The organism is Micromonospora sp. NPDC048040 (genome assembly GCF_055587185.1).
On the sequence record NZ_JBVJGT010000038.1, the window covers coordinates 1 to 17,739 of the forward strand.

Sequence of the window (17,739 nt, forward strand, 5' to 3'; positions counted from 1 at the left end):
CCCCCCCCCCCCCCCCCCCCCCCCCCCCCCCCCCCCCCCCCCCCCCCCCCCCCCCCCCCCCCCCCCCCCCCCCCCCCCCCCCCCCCCCCGCCGGCACTAGCCGAGCAGCGGAGTGGCGGCCTTCGCCGCGTCCTCGAGCGCCTGGTCCACGGACTTCTTGCCGAGCAGGGCGGCCTGGATCTCCGGGGAGAGGACGCCCTGGACGTCGCGGGCCTTCTCGTGCAGCGGGCCGACCGTGCTGGTGGCCACGTGCTTCTCCTGCTCCCCGAGGACGGGGTCACTGGCGTACAGCGGACCGCTGGACTTCCGGGGAGAGAAGAGGCTGGCACCGATGTCGTACTTCTTGGTGTTCTCGGCGTTGGTGGCGAAGGCCAGCCACTTGCCGGCCGCCTCCTTGTCCTTGGAGGTCTTCAGCATCGACAGCGAGCCGACGGTGCCGTAGCCGATCTGCTTGGTCTCGGTGAGGTGCGGGATGACCTGGATGTTCTCCTTGCCCCAGAACTTCTCGATCTCGGCGACCGGCGTGTACCAGCTGCAGGCGACCTTGTTCTGCGCGACGCGGGTCTGCTCGATCGGCGGGACGGTGGTGAGCATGGACTTGTCGACGTAGCCGCCGTCGACGAGCTGCTTGAGGAAGTTCAGCGCCTTCTTGCCGGCGTCGCTGTTGAACGCGACCGACTTGCCGTCCGGGCTGAACACGTCGCCGCCGGCCTGCCAGAGCAGCGGGTAGAAGGTCTGGTTCAGGGTCTGCTTGGCATCACCGGCGTACGTGATGATGTCGTAGCCCTTGGCCTTGAACTTCGGGGCCAGGGTGAGCAGGTCGTTCCAGCTCGTCGGGTAGTTCGTCTCGCCGACGGCCGCGAAGACCTTCTTGTTGCAGATCGGCGTGGAGGCGCTGGTGAGGATCGGGGCGCCCATCATCTTGCCGTCGATGGTCACCGACTGCACCACGTTCGCGTGCAGGTCGCTCTTGGTCGCCTCGTCGAGGTACTTGTCGACGGGCTCGATGTTGCGGGCGTACTTGGGCAGCTGGTCGGGGATCAGGTAGACGACGTCCGGCCCCTTGTTGCCCGCGATCGCGGTGGCGAGCGCCTGGTCGCGGTTGGCCCAGGGGAAGATCTCGACCTTGACGTTGATATCGGGGTTGGTCGCCTGGAACGCCTTGATGGTCTCGTCCCAGTGCGCGCGGTGCTTCGCCTCGTCGAAGATAGCCGGATATGTCCACATTGTCACGGTCGCCTTGCCGGAGTCACCGGAGCCGGAACCGCCACAACCCGTAGCCGCGAGCGCGGCGACGGTCGCCACCGCCACGGCCGACAGGCTCTTCCGAACACGCATCTCGCATCCTTCCGGGGGAGTCAGGTTCGCAGTACATTAACTTACGGTCCGGGCCGATACTAGAGCCCGTATGCACCGAGGTCACATCGTTACTGTTCGTGTGAATACCTGGACAGATCGATCCAGAACCGTAATAGCGAAGGACTCCGATGACCGTCACCCTCGCCGTCGTCGGCGCCGGCAACCGCGGCAGCACGTACGCCGGATACGCACTGCGCCACCCCGAGCGGGCCCGCGTCGTCGCGGTCGCCGACCCGCGGCTCGCCCACCGCACCGCGCTCGCCGACGCCCACGGCGTCGCGGCGTCCGCGTCGTTCGAATCATGGCAGGACCTCGCCGCGCAACCCCGACTGGCCGACGCCGTCGTCCTCGCCACCCCGGACCGGGAGCACGCCGAACCGGCCGTCCGCCTCGCCGACCTCGGCTACCACGTCCTGCTGGAGAAGCCGATCGCACCCAGCGAGGCCGAGTGCCAGGCCGTCGCCGCGGCGGCCGAGCGCACCGGCGTGCTGCTCGCCGTCTGCCACGTGCTGCGCTACACCCGCTACACCGACGCGGTGAAGCGGTACGTCGACAGCGGGGCGCTGGGCCGGATCGTCGGCGTGGAGCACCTGGAGCCGGTCGGCTGGTGGCACTTCGCGCACTCCTACGTCCGCGGCAACTGGCGCCGCGCCGAGGACTCCTCCAGCAGCCTGCTCGCCAAGTGCTGCCACGACCTGGACTGGCTGCGCTACGTCGTCGACGACACCCCGACGCGGGTCAGCAGCGTCGGCGCGCTGCACCACTTCCACCCCGGCAACCGGCCGCGCGGCGCCGCCGACCGCTGCCTCGACTGCCGGGTCGAGTCGACCTGCCCGTACTCGGCCGCCCGCTTCTACCGCGCCTGTCTCGCGGATTCCGACCGGCACGAGTGGCCGCTGGCGGTGGTGACCCGCGACCTGACCGAGGAGGGTGTGGCCGCCGCGCTCCGCGACGGACCGTACGGCCGGTGCGTCTACGGCGGCGGGAACGACGTCGCCGACCACCAGAGCGTGACCGTCTCGTTCGCCGGCGGCGCGACCGCCACCCTCACCATGAGCGCCTTCACCCCCGGCGGGCACCGGCGCACCCGGATCATGGGCACCCACGGCTACCTGGAGGGCGACGGCGAACAGGTCGCCGTCACCGACTTCGTCACGGGCGAGACCGTCACCACCGACACCCGGGGCGGCGGAGCGGACGCCGGCTCCGGTCACGGCGGCGGCGACATGGCGCTGATGGCGGCCTTCGTGGAGGCGGTGGCCACCGGCGACCGGTCCCGGATGCGCTCGGGTCCGCAGGAGTCCCTGGACAGCCACCGGATGGCGTTCGCCGCCGAACGCAGCCGGCTCGCCGGCGGCGCCCCGGTGGCACTCGCGCCCGCCGGCTGACCCGGGGGCGCCGCACGCCCCCGGTGCCTCCTCCTACGCCCTGAGCACGCCACGGTCCGGCGGCAGCGCCAGCATGCGCGCTGTCGCCGGGCTCGGCGGGATGCCCAGTTCCTGCCGCAGCACCCGTTGGCAGGTGGCGTACGCCCGTCGCGCCTCGCTGACGTTGCCCTCGGCCAGATGGATCCGGATGACCGACCGGTGGGCGCTCTCCCGCAGGGCGTCGTGGCGGAGCACGGCGAACGCCACCTCCAGCGCCAGACCGAAGTGCCCTTCGGCCGCCAGGTGGTCGGCGAAGGCCTCCTGGACGTGCAGGCACAGTTGCCGCATCCGCTCCCGCTCGTCGACGAGCCACTCGTCGTCCCAGTCGGGGAGGAGCTCGGCGTCGTTGTCCGGCAGGCAGGTCATCGCCTCGGGCCCCGGCCGGCCCCCCTCGGTCAGCCGTCGGGCCACGCGCACCAGGTCACGGACGTCCACGGTCACGGCGGGGCCGAGGTCCAGGGACGGCCCGACGCCCGCCACGAGACCGGGAACGGCCCGGTTGGCGCGCCACATGGCGGTCCGCAGGCTCGCCAGCGCCCGGTCCTCCTCGGTGTCGGGCCAGAGCTGGCCTGCCAGCCGGCTGCGGCCCGCCCGCCCGCGCAGGGCGAGCAGCGCGACCAGCCGTTGCACCCCGAGGGGCAGCGCGACGTCCTCGCCCCCGACGACCAGGCGGAAACAGCCGAACAGGGTGACCGAGACCGGCGACGGCGGAACGGCCCCGGCGCTCCGCCGTGCGCCCGGCCCGCCGACGGCGCGATCGACCAGGCTGTGCGGCATGCGCCAACTCCTCAACTCGGATAATTCCCGGCCAAACCGGAGATAACGCACTTTATATCCGACAAGCGTCCCCTCGGTCGGCGGTTACCCGGAACCTCGACCGGGCCACCCTGCGGCGCCACGCGCCGCGGGCGACACCCGGCCTCCACCCGCCGGTGTGACGCGGTCGTGACGAGCGGTTGATGACCGGGGCTCATGCTGGCGCCCATGACCAGCTTCCCGGGGAGTCCGCGCACCCTGCACGGTGCCGTCGTCGCGGTCGACCTGGGCGCCCCGGCAACCCGGCCCATCGTCTTCCAGTACAACCCTGACCAGGTCACGCGGACGGTCCGCCCGCGCGGCGGCCCGGACTCGCCCGCCGCCGGCCCGGCCGACCCGCACCGTCTCTCCGGGGCCCCGGTGGAGACCATCTCACTGACCCTCGAGGTCGACGCGGCGGACCAGCTCGCCAACGGCGACGAGGTCGCCGCGGCGATGGGCGTCATGCCGCACCTCGCCGCACTGGAGCTGCTGCTCTATCCTCCCAGCAGCCGGATGATCGAGAACGCGGCGCTGCTGCTCACCGGCGCGATAGAGATCCTGCCGGCGCAGGGCCCGCTGACTTTGCTGGTCTGGGGTCCGGGCCGGGCCCTCCCGGTGCGGATCGAGGGCATCAGCATCGTCGAGCAGGCGTTCGACCCCGAACTGTTCCCCACGAGAGCCTCCGTCGACCTGTCCGCCCGGGTGCTCTCGTACCACGACCTGCCGGTGACAGACCCCGGCTACGCGCTCTTCCTCGTGCACCAGGTGGCGAAGGAACTCATGGCGGGCGTGGGCCGCACGGGCGCCGCGGCGGCGTCGAGTGGTCTGCCGGGGGCCTGACGTGCTGGGCGGAACGGGTCGGTACGACGACGTGGAGACGACCGTGACCACGGTGCCGGACGACGTCGGCGGTCGGCGCGCCGTCGCGTGCCTGCGCACCCGGCTCCTGCCGGTCCTGCCGGCCGCCCGCGCCGTCGCGGTGCACCAGGTGGTCTCCGGCGACCGGCTCGACCTGCTCAGCCACCGGCACCTCGGCGATCCGTTGGCGTTCTGGCAGATCGCCGACGCCAACGCCGCGCTCGATCCCGACGAGCTGGTCGCCCCGGGCGCCGAAGGCCGCCTGCTGGTCATCCCCATGCCGGGGATGTGACATGCCGGCATCGACTCTGCTGCGGGTCTTCGCCGGACCCGTCCTGCCCGTACCGCTGCCGCCGGAACTCACCTCCCGCCTGCGTTCGGTCGTGGTCAGCGAACGCGAGGACGACCGCTCCGGCTTCACGCTCACCTTCGACGCCGGACGGTCCGGCCCGGGCGCCGCCCTGGACACGCCCGTGCTGCAACGGGCGCCGATCACGCCGTTCGCCCGGGTGTGCGTGGTCGTGACGTTCGGGGCCGTGTCGCGGGTGCTGGTCGACGGGATCGTGACCTCCGTCGACTTCACCCCCGGCGCGGAGACGGCCGCCACCACCCTCACCGTTCTCGGCGAGGACGTCTCCTACCTGCTCGACCGGGAGGAGGTCGACACCGACCACCCGGGGCTCGACCACTACCAGCAGGTGCACGCGATCCTCGCCCGCTACGCCGTCGACGGCATCGCCGCCGACGTGGTGCCACCACGCACCGCCGACCCGCCGCTGCCCGTCGAGCGGGTGCCGACCCAGCACGGCACCGACCTCGCGCACCTGACGGCGCTGGCCCGCCAGCACGGCTACGTCGCGCACGTCCGCCCCGGACCGGTGCCGGGCACGAGCACCTTCTACTGGGGACCGGTACGTTCCGGAGCACCGCAGCGTGCCCTGACCGCCGGGCCCGGCTCCGAGGCGAACGTACGGTCCCTGCGGTTCCGGACCGACGCGCTGTCGGTGGTGGCGGTGGACGGCGACCTCCAGGAACCCCGCAGCGGAACGCGACTGCCACTGGCCGCCGCCGTCAGCACCCGCCCGCCGCTGGCCGCCCGCCCGTTGTGGGCCGCGCACCAGGGCTCGATCCGGCGGCGCCGGATCCGGCTCAGCGGCGTCAGCCCGGTCGCCGGCCTGGGCCGCGCCCAGGCGGAGGTCGACCGCGGCGTCGACGCGGTCACCGCCGAGGGCGAGCTGGACGGGGCGCGCTACGGCGACGTGCTGCGCCCGCGAGCCGTGGTGGGGGTACGCGGCGCGGGCTGGTCCCACGACGGCCTGTGGTACGTCCGCCGGGTCGACCACGAGTTGGGGCCGGGCTTCTACACGCAACGGTTCACGCTGGCCCGCGACGGCTACGGGTCGCTGGCTCCGGCGGTGCGCCCGTGACCGCCGGGGCACCGGGCCGGGCCGAGTGGGCGGGGCGGCGATGACCCCGTTCTACGGCAAGTACCGCGGACGGGTCACCGCGAACCAGGACCCGCTGGGTCGCGGGCGTGTCCAGGTCAGCGTGCCGGCGGTGCTGGGCGAGACCCGCCACTGCTGGGCGGAGCCTTGCGTCCCGTACGCCGGCCGGGGCGTCGGCCTGTTCGCGGTGCCGCCGGTCGGGGCGCACGTCTGGGTCGAGTTCGAGGCCGGCGACCCGGACCTGCCGATTCTCGCCGGGTGCTTCTGGGCGGTCGGGGAAGCGCCGGTCGCCCCCGCCAATCCTCTCGTCAGGACCTGGAAGACCGAAGGGGTCTCGATCACGCTGAGCGACGTGCCGAGGCTCGGCGGCCTGACGATCGAGGTCGGCCGGCCGGTGACCACCACGACCATGAGGATCTCCTGCACGGCGGCGGGCATCGAGCTGTCGATCGGCGCCGCCAGCGTGAAGTTGACCCCCGCCTCGGTCTCGGTGAACAACGGCGCACTGGAGGTGAAGTGACGTCCCGATTCGTCGTCCAACAGGGGGCCACGGTCCGCTGCGCGCACGGCGGCGAGGCACTGTCGACGGCCCCGAACCCCAGGGTCACCGTGTCCGGCCGGGTCACCTACGCCCTGACCGGAACCTGGACGGTCGCTGGTTGTCCCCTGCCCGCCAGCGCCGGCGGCCCGTGCGTCGCCGCCGCGTGGACGACGGGCAGCGCCCGGGTGCTCAGCCTCGGCCGGCCACTGGTCGTGCAGGGAGGCACCGCGACCTGCGTCCCCACCGGCGCGCCGCTGCTGGTCCTGACGACGCAGAACCGGGTCCGGGTGGTCTGAGTGCACCTGGGCTTCCCCCTGCGCCTCGACCGGCACGGCCGGCTGAGCGCCGTCGACGACGACGAGTACCTGCGGGGCCTGGTCGAGACGGTGCTGTTCACCCGGTACGGGGAACGGGTGAACCGGCCCGACTTCGGCGCCGGCGTGGACCGGCTGGTCTTCGCCCCCGGCGGCGACGAACTGGCGCGTACCACACACGCCCTGGTGCAGGCCGCGCTGCAACGGTGGCTCGGCGACCTCATCCGGGTCGAACAGGTCACGGTCGAGACCGTCGACGCCGTCCTGACGGTGCTGATCGTCTACGCCCCGCTGCGCCACGGGACCGCCGTCGGCGAGCCCCGGGTCGTCCGCCTCACCCGGCCGGAGGCGGGATGACCACCACGCACGAGCCACTGGCGACGACCGACCCGCCCGACATCCGGATCGACCGCGACATCCGGCTGGCGCTGGTGGCAAGCCGGGACGCGCCCGCCCTCGACGGCATCGACTTCGTCGAGGTGCTGGCGAACCGGGCGGACGCGCCCGACCACGTTCCCGACGCCCCCCAGCGCCGGACCCTCGCGGTGCACCTGCTCCGGGGGTCGGTCCCCGAGGGGCTGGGCACCGGGCCGGGCGACCCTCAGGTGGTGATCACGGGCGGGGTGCGTGCCGACCCCGTGCCGGTCGAGTGGGCGTACCCGGCCACCGCCGTCGTCGGCGCCTCGGCACAGGACGACCCGCCCCCCGGCGTCACGCGGGGCGACCGGGCGCTGGTGGGCGCCGCGATACCGGAGGCGTCCCGATCCAGGGTCCTCGTCGTGCGCACCTCGACCGGCGGTGACGACTCGGCGTACGTGCTGCGGCTGCTCGGCCCGGCCACCGCGGAGTTCGACGAACCGCTCACGCGGGTGTCCTTCCGGTTCGCCGTCGACGGCCCGGCCACGGTCGACTGCCGCCCACCCGCCGACGCCGACCCGCCGGCACCCGCCGGGTCTCCCCTGCCGGACTACCTCGCCCGGGACTACCAGGCGCTGCGGACCAGACTGCTGGACCGGATGGCGGTGCTGCTGCCCGCCTGGACCGACCGGTCACCGGCCGACATCGGCGTCACCCTGCTGGAGCTGTTCGCCTACCTCGGGGACCGGCTGGCCTACCGGCAGGACGCCATCGCCGGCGAGGCGTACCTGGGCACCGCACGGCGACGCACCTCGGTGCGCCGGCACGCGCGACTCATCGACTACCGCGTGCACGAAGGATGCGCCGCCCGCACCTGGCTCGCGTTCGCCACCGGCACGACCGTCCTGCTGCCGGCCGGCACCGCCGTCACGGACGCCAGCGCGGCTGCCGGCAGCGCGGTCGACCCGGCCGCCGGGCAGTCGCCCGACGACGAACCGGTCGTCTTCGAGACCTGCTCGCCGATCCGCCTCACACCGGCCCGCAACCGTCTGGACCTGCACGACTGGGGGACCCCCGGGCACCACCTGCCGGCCGGCGCCACCTCGGCCTTCGTCCGCGTGCCAGCCGGCGTCGAGCCGGAGCTGCGCGCCGGCGACGTCGTCGTCCTCGCCGAGTCCGACCCGGCCGCCGACCTGACCGCCGACCCGCTGGCCGGCCTGACCGCAGCCGACCCCACCCGGCGGTACGCGGTACGCCTGAACGCCGACCCGGTACGGCACACCGATCGCCTCGCCGCCTGCCCGAGCGTGCTGGAGCTGCGCTGGCACACCGACGACGCGCTGCCCGGGCCGCTGCGGGTCTCCCGGCCCGGCCCGGCCGGGTCGGAGGTGACGGCGGTCGCCCTGGCCAACGTCGTACTCGCCGACCACGGGCTGACCACCCACGCCGACCTCGATCCGCCCCGGGTGCCGCCGCGCGGCGACTACCGGCCGCAGCTGCCGCACCCCGGCCTCGCCTGGGCCGACCCGACCGGCCCCGTCCCCGTCGACGGCAGCGGCGACACCGCCGGCTGGGAGAGCGCCACGGCCGCGCTGCGCCCCGATCCGACCCGCGCCGTGGCCCAGGTGAGCCTGCACGACGGCGTACGGGCGTGGTGGCCGCGCGCCGACCTGCTCAGCAGTGGGCCGACCGCCCCGGTGTTCGTGGTGGAACCGGAACCGGACGGATGGACCGTGCTGCGCTTCGGCGGCCGCCCCGGCGGGCTGCGTCCCCACCCCGGGACCGCCTTCGCCGCCCGGTACCGCCTCGGTGGTGGCACCCGCGGCAACGTGGGAGTCGACGTCCTGCGCAGACTCCGCCAGACACCCGGCGCCGGGTCGGGGCCGCCGGCGGTCGTCACCAATCCCCTGCCGGCCGCCGGCGGCACGGACCCGCAACCCCTGGCGGAGGTCCGGGAGCTGGCGCCGTACGCCATCGGCCGGCAGCTCCGCGCCGTGACGTCCGCGGACCACGCGGCCTGCGCGGTCGAGGACCGCGCGGTGCGGCGGGCGGTGGCCCGACGGCGATGGGTGGGCTCGTGGTACGTCGAGCAGGTCACCGTGCAACCCGCCCCGACCGCGGCGGCGGACCGCGCGGTCCTCGCCCGGGTGGCCCGCAGGCTGGAGACGAGACGGATGGCCGGCGTGGACGTCGCGCTCGCGCCGGTCGTGACGGTGCCGCTCGACATCCGTCTGGTGTGCTGCCTGGCGCCCGGACAGCCCCGGTCGGCGACCGAACGGCAGGTACGGGAGATGCTGACCGCCCGACTGCTCCCCGACGGCGGTCGCGGTCCGCTGCACCCGGAGAACCTGTCGGTGACACGGACCCTGTTCCTGAGCGACCTGGTCGCCGCGGCCATGTCCGTCCCCGCGGTCACCTCGGTGCGGGTCGAGCGGTTCGGCCGGCGCGGTGCCGGCGACGCCGAGATGCTCGCGGCGATCGCCCGGGGCCGCCTCGACGCCGACGGCGGGGAGGTGCTGCGCTGCGGCAGCACCCCGGACACACCGGACGGGGGCTGCCTCGACGTGGTGCTGCGGGGTGGCTCGTGACCGGAACGCGCGGGGCCGGGGCCACCTGCCCGCCGGGCTCCGGAGGGCCCGACCCGGTCGAACTCCGCCAGCCCTCGTCCAGCCACGCCGCGGCCCTGGCGCGGATGCGGGCCAAGCTGGCGGACGAGTCGCAGCCCGCACCGGTACGCGCGCTGGCCCGACGACCCGCCGAGGACCCGCTGATCGCGTTGCTGGACAGCTGGTCGGTGGTCTCGGACACTGTCGCCTTCTACACCGCCCGCATCGCGCGGGAGGGCTTTCTGCGTACCGCGACCGAGCCCCGGTCGGTGCGGGAACTGGCCCGGGCCTTCGGGCACGAACTGGCGCCCGGCGTGTCCGCGCAGGTCGAGCTGGCATTCGACGTGGAGGACGCCCCGGGCGTGCCGGCCGTCGTCACGGTGCCGCCGGGCACCCCCGTGCAGACCGTTCCACGCCAGGGTCAGCAGCCCCAGGTCTTCGAGACGGACAGCACGCTCGATGCCCAGACGGTGTGGAACGAGATACCCGCTGTGGCGACCGAGCCGCAACGGCCGTCCTTCGGAGCGACCGAGCTGTGGGTTTCCGGCGCCGCTGCGGACGTACGCCCGGGCGACCCGGTGCTGCTCGTCGCCGACCCACCGGTCACGGACGGCGGGCGGCCGGCGGCGGACGCCGACCCCCCGCAGCACGAGGTCCGGGTGGTGGCCGCCGTCGCCACCGATCCCGACGGGCACCCGGGCTGGACCCGGCTGGAGCTGCTCCCACGCGAGGAGCCGCGCGACGACCCCGACGATCCGGCCCCCGACGATCCCGCCCCCGCCGGGGAGGCCACGGTGCACGTCCTCAGCGAGAACAGCCCGCTCTTCGGCTGGAACGCGCCGGACGCGGCTCTGCTCGGCGGTGCGCCGGCGGACGCCGGCAACGGCCGGCGGGACAACTCGGACGTGTTCGCGGACGCCGCCGACGTGCTCGAACTCGACGGCGACCACCCTCGGCTGCTGCCCGGCTCCCTGCTGCTGCTGGAGCAGCCCGGGCTCCGCGCGGTCTACCGCGCGGTGTCCGTGGTCCCCTCCGCCGCCACCGGGTACGGCATCAGCGGTCGGATCACCCGGGTGCGGATCACCACCGACAACCGACCGCCGCCGCCGTTCGACCGTCGCAGGACCCTGGTGCACTACCTACCGGTGGAACTGCCCGCCCGGTGGCGTCCCCGGACCGTTCCGGTCGCCGGCCGGGAGGTGGACCTCGTGCCCACCGACCCGACACCGCCCCCCGGTCGCCTCGTCCAGCTGCGGGGCTTCGACCTGGCCACCGGCACCGAACGGGTCGAAACCGCCACGATCCTCGGCTGCGAGGTCCGGCCCGACGGCCGGCGGATGAGCGTCGTGTTCGACCGCGAACTCGTCGGCACGTACGCCCCGGACAGCGTGCGGGTCCTGGGCAACGTGGTCACCGCCGACCACGGCGAGACCGTCACCCAGGTGCTCGGCAGCGGGGACGGGCAGAGCCCGTTCGCCCAGGTGGCCACCCGGCGGGGCCCGCTCACCCACGTACGGGCACCCACGGCGCAGGGCGCGGTCAGCACGTTCGCCCTCGAGGTGAACGGCGTGGCGTGGACGCAGGTGCCGTCGCTGGCCACGGCGGGGCCGCAGGATCGGGTCTACCTGGTGCGGGAGAACGCCGACGGCACGGCCGTCGTGGTCTTCGGCGACGGGGTCAAGGGGGCGCGACCGCCGACCGGGGTCGAGAACCTCGTCGCGACCTACCGGGTGGGGATGGGAGCCGACGGCGCGGTGGACGCCGGCCAGGTCAGCCTGCTGTTGCGGCGACCGCTCGGCATCCGCGAGGTGACCAACCCGGCTCCCTCCCACGACTGGGGGCCACCGGAGTCGCTCGCCGACACCCGGCGCACCGTCCCGGTGCGGACCCGCGTGCTCGACCGGGCCGTGTCCGTGGCCGACCACGCCGACCTGGCGCGCGGCTTCGCCGGAGTCGGTGGTGCCCGCGCCGACCTGGTTTCGGACGGCCACCGGGACCGGATCGTCCTCTCGCTGGTCGGGGTCGGGGCGGCCCCCGTCAGCGACGGTCTGCTGGCCGACCTCGCCGCCGCGCTGGCCGGGCGCCGCCCGCCGGAGCCGCCGCTGCTCCTGCGCTGCGCGGACGTGGTGCGGTTCGGGGTGCGCGTCGAGGTGCAGCCCGACCCCGGCCACCGGTGGCCCGTGGTCCGTGACGAGGTGGCCGCGGCGCTGCGACGGCGGTTCGGCGCCGCGCAGACCGACTTCGACGCCCCGGTCACGGCGTCGGCGGTGCTGATGGTCGTCCGCGCCGTCGCCGGCGTCGTCGCGTGCACGATGCCGCGTCTGGTGCCGGTCGGCCCAGCGAACCCGACCGGCACCGCTGACGACCTGCTGGTGCCGCTGCCGGCCCACTGGGACGGCCGGCAGATCCGGCCGGCTCAGCTGCCGCACCTGGTTCCGGACGAGGTACGGATCGAGGCGATGGCGCGGTGAACGTACCCATCGGAGCCCCCGAGGCCACCGGGACGACCGAGCGGTTGCTGGCCCTGCTCCCCGACCACCTGCGCGGCCTGGACGAGCAGGCGGGAGGCGTCCTGCGGGCGCTGCTGTCCGCGGTCGCCGTCGACCTGGACGTGCTGGAAGGCGACCTGGCGGACCTCTACGACGACTGGTTCGCGGAGACCTGCACCGACCGGACGTTGCCCCACCTCGCCGACCTGGTGGGCCTGGCGGAGCCGCTGCCGGCCGGCCCCGGCGTCGACGGCAACCGCAGGGCCCTGGTCGCCAACGCCGTCTCCCGGCACCGGCGCAAGGGCACCCTCACGGTGCTGGAGCAGGTCGCCCGGGACGCCTCCGGCTGGCCGGCCGTCGCCGTCGAGTACTTCCGGCTGCTGACCACGACCGCCCACCTCGCCGACGTCCGGCCGGACCGCCCCGCGGTCGCCTCGCTGCGCGGCGCGGCCCGGTTGGACCTCGTCGGTGCCCGGCACGATCTGCGGCGCGACCGGACACCACCCGCCCCGGAGCTGATCGACCCGACCGGCGGGGCGCTCGACCCGCTGGCCCGTACCCCGCAGGTGCGCGACACCGCCGGCGGCCGGGGCCGGCACGGCCTCGCCCGCGTCGGGGTGTTCCTCTTCCCGCTGCGCACCTACCGCGTCGGTCCCCCGGCGGGCGGCGGTGACCCTGCCGGTGGCTCCGGCGACCCCGACCGGAGCACCCGACCGTCGCTCTGGTCGCAGGCCCGGCTCGTCGGGGACGAGTACCGGATCGACCCGCTCGGCCGCCGAACCCCGTTGTTCGCCGCGTCGCCGGCCGGCGACGGGGCGGACCGCCTCACGCGGGAGGAACACCTGCCGGTGCCGCTGCGGCCCCGCCGGCTGTTGGCCATGCTGACCGCGGCCCGCGGCGGGGCCGGCGGCCCGGAGACCCTGCCGATCGGGGTGCGGGTCGGGCGCACCGGTGACCCGCTGCCGCCCGAGCGGCTACGGGTCGCCGGCCTGGAGGAGCTGGCCCCGGTGGCCGGTACGCAGGTGAGTGTGGACGCCGTCGAGGGCCGGCTGCGGGTCTACCGGGACGGGCAGGCGGCGGCGCCCGACGAGGTCTTCGTCCGCTACCACCACGGGGGCCTGGCCGACATCGGCGCGGGCACCTACGAACGCTCGGACGTGCACGCACGGGTGCTCGCCGCCGATCCGTACCGGGGTCGCCGGGAGGTCGCCGGCCAGGTCGCCGTGTGCTCGGACGCCACCGCCTCCGTGCTGGCCGTCCCGACGGTCACCGACGCGCTGGCCCGCGCGGAGCAGGCGTGGAGCACCGACGCCGGTCAGGCGGTGGGCGCGACGTACGTGGTGTCGGTCGGGGACAACGCCACCTACCCCGGCGACCTGGACGTCCGGATCCCGGCCGCCACCCGGCTGGTGCTGGTCGCGGCGGCGTGGCCGGACAGCGGACGGTCGGAGGGCGTGCCGCACCCGACGCCGGGCGTCTACGTGCCCGACGGCCTGCGGCCGCACCTGCGCGGCGGCCTGCGGGTGACCGGCGGTGCCGGCAGCAGCCTGGTGCTGGACGGTTTCCTGGTCGAGGGTGACGTCACCGTCGCACCCGGCGCGCTCACCGCGCTGACCGTCTCCCAGTGCACCCTCACCGGGCGCCTCACGGTGGCCGACGACCCGGCCGGCGGCCACCGCGACCTGCGGGTGAGCCTGGTCCGCAGCGTCGTCGGGTCGGTCCGGCTGGCGCCCGTCGTGCCGTTGCTGGCAGTGAGCGAGTGCGCCGCGGACGCGACCGGCACCGGGGACGGCGTGGCGCTCTCCGCGGTCGGCGCGCATCTGTCGATCGAGGGCAGCACCATCCGCGGCACGGCGTCGGTGCGGTCGGTCGACGCCGGCAACTGCCTGTTCGACGGGCGCCTCACCACCGAGCACCGGCAGGTCGGCTGCCTGCGCTACTGCTACGCCGGCCCGGGCTCCCGCGGTCCGCAGCGGTTCCGTTGCCAGCCGCCGGACGACACCGGCACGGCCGGCCCGCCGGTGTACGCCGCGTTGGACCCGGGTTCGCCCATGTACCTGGCACTGGCCCGCGACTGCCCGACCGTCCTCGCCGAAGGTGGTGAGGACGGATCCGAGATGGGTGTGCACCACCACCTGGGCCGGCCGCTGCGGCGCGCAGCGGCCCGACAGCACCTCGCGCCGCACGCACCGGCCGGACTGGACCTCGGAGTCTTCGGGAGCTGAACCACATGCAGGGAGATTTCACCCGCTGGACCTTCGCGCCGCGGCGCGCCTACCGCTCGGTGCTGTTGCAACAGGGGCGCGTCCTGCTCGACGCCGACTGGAACGAGCAGGCGGAGATCACCGCCTACCACGACGAGATCCGCACCCGCGACGTCGTCGGTCCCAGCGCCGGCCCGGCCGACGGGGCCGGGTTCGCCGTGGTCGACCGGGCTGGCGCCGACCCCAAGGCGACCCCGTGGGCGGACCTGCGGATCACCCCCGGCCGGTACTACGTCGACGGCGTGCTGGTCGAGTCGCCGGTCCCACCGCCGTCGGGCGGTGCCGCCACCGTGGGCTGGCCGCTCGACGCCCAGCCGTACGCCCGGGGTCCGGCCGGCGCGCAACCGGAACCGACGGGCGACGGGCGGTACGCCGCCCTGCTCGACACGTGGACCCACCACGTCACCGCCGACGAGGAACCGTCGCTACGCGAACCGGCGCTGGGCGGCCTGGACACCACCACCCGCGCCCAGACCGCCTGGCGGGTGCGGCTGACCGACATCGGGATCGGCGAGGGCTGCGACGACGTCCGCCGACCGGGACGGTTCACGGAGGCCCGGGGCACGATGTCGGCGGCACTGCGGAACAGCCAGTCCGACCAGGACCCGGATCCGCACGTTCCCGACGGCACGTACCGCCGGTTGGACAACCAGCTCTACCGGGTGCAGATCCACGACGGGTCGCCGGCGCGGCCGACGTTCCTGTGGTCCCGGGAGAACGGCAGCGTCGTCGCCGGGCTCACCGCGCTCACCTGGCTCGGCGACGGCACGTCGGCGGAACTCGTCCTCGACCGGGAGGGCCGCGACGAGGAGCTGTCGATCCGCCGGGCGGACACCATCGAGGTCACCAGCGCCGAGCGGGAACTCGCCGGCCACCCCGGATTCCTGGCCACCGTGACGGCGGCGCAGGGGTTGCGGCTCCAGGTCCGGTTCGCCGCCGCCGGACCCGAGTCGCTCGCCGCGCTCGGCCGGGCGCCCCTGGTCCGCCGGTGGGAGGGGCCGGCGCGCCCGGTCGACAGCGAACCGCTGGACCTGGAGGGCGGCATCGTCGTGCGCTTTCCCGGCGGTGGCGCCTACCGTACGGGGGACCATTGGCTGATCCCCGCGCGGACCGCCCGCCACGTGTACGGGACGACCCCCCTCGCCGGCACCATCACCTGGCCGACCGGAGCCGACGGATCACCGCAGGCGTGCCCGCCGGCCGGCCCGACCCGCCACGTCGCGGCGCTGGCCGTCCTCACCAGGGCCGCCGACGGGTGGACCCTCGACGCCGACTGCCGTCGGCTCTTCCCGCCCACCTCCAGCCTGGTCGCGCGGGACGTGGTCACCCTCGACCTGGCGGGTGGGGACGGCCAGGAGGCGCGACCGGGTGAGCGGCTTCCCGCACCGGTACGGGTGGTGGTGCGCAACAGCGGGCAGCCGGTGCAGGGCGCCCGGGTGCGCTTCGACGCGGGTGGCGGGGTCCTCGCCACCCCCGACGGCACGGCGGTGTCGGGGCCGGTGCCCACCGACCGGGACGGGATCGCCGCGGTCACCTGGAAGCTCGACCGGCAGGGCGCGACGGCGCAGACCCTCACGGCGGCCCTCGACCCGGACGTCGCCACCGCCGCCCCGCCCGCCGTCGTGGCGACGGGACGCCTCAGTGTGGCGTCCGAGGTCGGGTGGGCACCAGGTGGAAACTGCGGCACCCTCGACGGTGTCGCCACGGTGAAGGACGCGCTGGACCGCCTGTCCCAGCGGAAGGAACTACGCCTGCTCGGCGGCGACGGCCAACACCTCCGCCCCGAGGACAAGATCCTCCCCCAACCCGTCCGCGTCATCGTCGACAGCCCCTGCGGACCCGTCGCCAACCAACAGGTCACCGCCACCGCCACCGGCGGCGCCCTCGTCGCCCGCAAGACCGGCACCACCCCACCCGCGACCTTCCCCGGCGCCACCGACACCACCACCACCAGCGACAAGGGCGCAGCCGAATTCTGGTGGCAACCCGACCCCGCCAAGGCCACCGACACCCTGAACCTGGCCATGCCCGGCGACCCCCGCGCCCCGGTCACCGTCACCGCGCAACGCCTGCCCACCCCGCCGCCAGGTGCGACCGACGCGGGATCGATCACGTGGACGCCGCCGGCGCAGTGCCCGCCCCTCGACGGCGTCACCACCGTCAAGGAGGCACTGAACCGCCTGTCCCAGCGGAAGGAACTACGCCTGCTCGGCGGCGACGGCCAACACCTCCGCCCCGAGGACAAGATCCTCCCCCAACCCGTCCGCGTCATCGTCGACAGCCCCTGCGGACCCGTCGCCAACCAACAGGTCACCGCCACCGCCACCGGCGGCGCCCTCGTCGCCCGCAAGACCGGCACCACCCCACCCGCGACCTTCCCCGGCGCCACCGACACCGCCACCACCTCCGACCAGGGAGCAGCGGAATTCTGGTGGCAACCCGACCCCGCCAAGGCCACCGACACCCTGAACCTGGCCATGCCGGGCGACACCCGCGCCCCGGTCACCGTCACCGCGCAGAAGACCCTGCCCGGTATCGCCATCACCGGCGTGTCGTTCATCGCGGGAGCCGGAGAGACGCCGGAGGGGCTTCGGAACGGGCAGGACGTGCCAGCGGCGAAATTCGCCAAGGGCATCCACATCCAACTCGACGCCGACATCGACACCGCCACCGTCGTGGGAAACCCCGTCTGCCACATCTACTTCGACCTGCCGTTCCCCGTCCCCGGCGAGCAGCATCCATGGATCACCGTAGCCAATCTGCGATTCTGGCGGCCCCTCGAGATCACGACGGCGGCGACCATCACCACCACCACCTCCAGGGTGATCCAGTGGTCCCCCGACACGCAGCTGCGCACCTGGCTGACGAACGAGCTGCCGAGCAAGCTGAGCTCGGCCTCCGGTCCCGCCAAGCTCCCGGGAAGGCTGGTCGTCGAGGGCTGGGCGATCACCAACGCGGGTGGTCCGGTTCGACGCGTCAACAACGGCCAGCAGTACTCCCAGTGGTTCATGGTGACGAAGTGACCCGCCACGTCGTGTCCGCAGTGGCCTGGCGAGACGTGTGCGCAGACGACGACCGCCCGACAGCAGAGATCAGGAGCTTGTTCGATGAAATGGTTTGCCAGGACGGTGGCGGTACACGAAACGGGTTTCCCGGTGAGTGCCGTGGCGTGCAGCCCGGACGGGCGTTGGTTCGTCGCGGCCCACGAGGGTGGGTTCACGGACATCGTCGACGTCGGGACGGGACGGACACTCACGCGTCTCGATCGCGCGGGGACGGCG

The 17,739-nt window shown here is 74.5% G+C and carries 13 protein-coding genes; 11 read left to right on the top strand and 2 right to left on the bottom strand.

The window, feature by feature from the left end:
- Window positions 1–96: 96 nt before the first annotated feature.
- A complete protein-coding gene (locus ACZ6O2_RS26335; protein WP_350711790.1) occupies window positions 97–1,338 on the bottom strand; it encodes an ABC transporter substrate-binding protein in 1,242 nt (413 codons plus the stop codon).
- A 149-nt stretch (window positions 1,339–1,487) separates the two neighbouring features.
- Between ACZ6O2_RS26335 and ACZ6O2_RS26340 the strand changes: the two genes are divergently transcribed.
- Entirely contained in the window at window positions 1,488–2,747 is a 1,260-nt protein-coding gene (locus ACZ6O2_RS26340; protein ID WP_466024713.1) for a Gfo/Idh/MocA family protein, read from the top strand.
- A 33-nt stretch (window positions 2,748–2,780) separates the two neighbouring features.
- Here the strand turns inward: ACZ6O2_RS26340 and ACZ6O2_RS26345 are convergent, their stop codons facing one another.
- Complete coding sequence (locus ACZ6O2_RS26345) at window positions 2,781–3,563, bottom strand: AfsR/SARP family transcriptional regulator (RefSeq protein ID WP_350711786.1); 783 nt, start codon at window positions 3,561–3,563, stop codon at window positions 2,781–2,783.
- A 207-nt stretch (window positions 3,564–3,770) separates the two neighbouring features.
- On the opposite strand from ACZ6O2_RS26345, the gene ACZ6O2_RS26350 reads away from it, so the two are divergent.
- The 10 genes from ACZ6O2_RS26350 to ACZ6O2_RS26395 are packed head-to-tail and all read left to right on the top strand — an operon-like array spanning window position 3,771 to window position 17,481.
- Entirely contained in the window at window positions 3,771–4,424 is a 654-nt protein-coding gene (locus ACZ6O2_RS26350; protein ID WP_350711784.1) for a hypothetical protein, read from the top strand.
- 43 nt (window positions 4,425–4,467) lie between these two features.
- Window positions 4,468–4,734, top strand: coding sequence for a hypothetical protein (locus ACZ6O2_RS26355; protein ID WP_466024714.1), 267 nt, complete (start codon window positions 4,468–4,470; stop codon window positions 4,732–4,734).
- A 1-nt stretch (window position 4,735) separates the two neighbouring features.
- On the top strand, window positions 4,736–5,869 hold the full coding sequence (locus tag ACZ6O2_RS26360; protein ID WP_466024715.1) for a hypothetical protein: 1,134 nt from the start codon (window positions 4,736–4,738) through the stop codon (window positions 5,867–5,869).
- 40 nt (window positions 5,870–5,909) lie between these two features.
- Window positions 5,910–6,407: a phage baseplate assembly protein V gene (locus ACZ6O2_RS26365; RefSeq protein WP_350711778.1), complete on the top strand. Its 498-nt coding sequence runs from the start codon at window positions 5,910–5,912 to the stop codon at window positions 6,405–6,407.
- A complete protein-coding gene (locus ACZ6O2_RS26370; protein ID WP_466024716.1) occupies window positions 6,404–6,724 on the top strand; it encodes a hypothetical protein in 321 nt (106 codons plus the stop codon). Before ACZ6O2_RS26365 ends, ACZ6O2_RS26370 begins: the two co-directional genes overlap by 4 nt.
- Window positions 6,725–7,099 (top strand): GPW/gp25 family protein, encoded by a 375-nt coding sequence (locus ACZ6O2_RS26375; protein WP_350711775.1) that lies wholly within the window; start codon window positions 6,725–6,727, stop codon window positions 7,097–7,099. It begins immediately after the preceding gene.
- On the top strand, window positions 7,096–9,687 hold the full coding sequence (locus ACZ6O2_RS26380) for a baseplate J/gp47 family protein (protein ID WP_466024717.1): 2,592 nt from the start codon (window positions 7,096–7,098) through the stop codon (window positions 9,685–9,687). Before ACZ6O2_RS26375 ends, ACZ6O2_RS26380 begins: the two co-directional genes overlap by 4 nt.
- Window positions 9,684–12,176, top strand: a complete 2,493-nt coding sequence (locus ACZ6O2_RS26385; protein ID WP_466024718.1) for a hypothetical protein — start codon at window positions 9,684–9,686, stop codon at window positions 12,174–12,176. The genes ACZ6O2_RS26380 and ACZ6O2_RS26385 overlap by 4 nt, the downstream gene beginning before the upstream one ends.
- Window positions 12,173–14,419, top strand: a complete 2,247-nt coding sequence (locus ACZ6O2_RS26390; RefSeq protein WP_466024719.1) for a phage tail protein — start codon at window positions 12,173–12,175, stop codon at window positions 14,417–14,419. Before ACZ6O2_RS26385 ends, ACZ6O2_RS26390 begins: the two co-directional genes overlap by 4 nt.
- Window positions 14,420–14,424: 5 nt before the next feature.
- The gene (locus ACZ6O2_RS26395) at window positions 14,425–17,481 is read left to right on the top strand and encodes a DUF6519 domain-containing protein (protein ID WP_466024720.1); all 3,057 of its coding nucleotides are present in this window, start codon (window positions 14,425–14,427) and stop codon (window positions 17,479–17,481) included.
- Window positions 17,482–17,739: the final 258 nt, after the last annotated feature.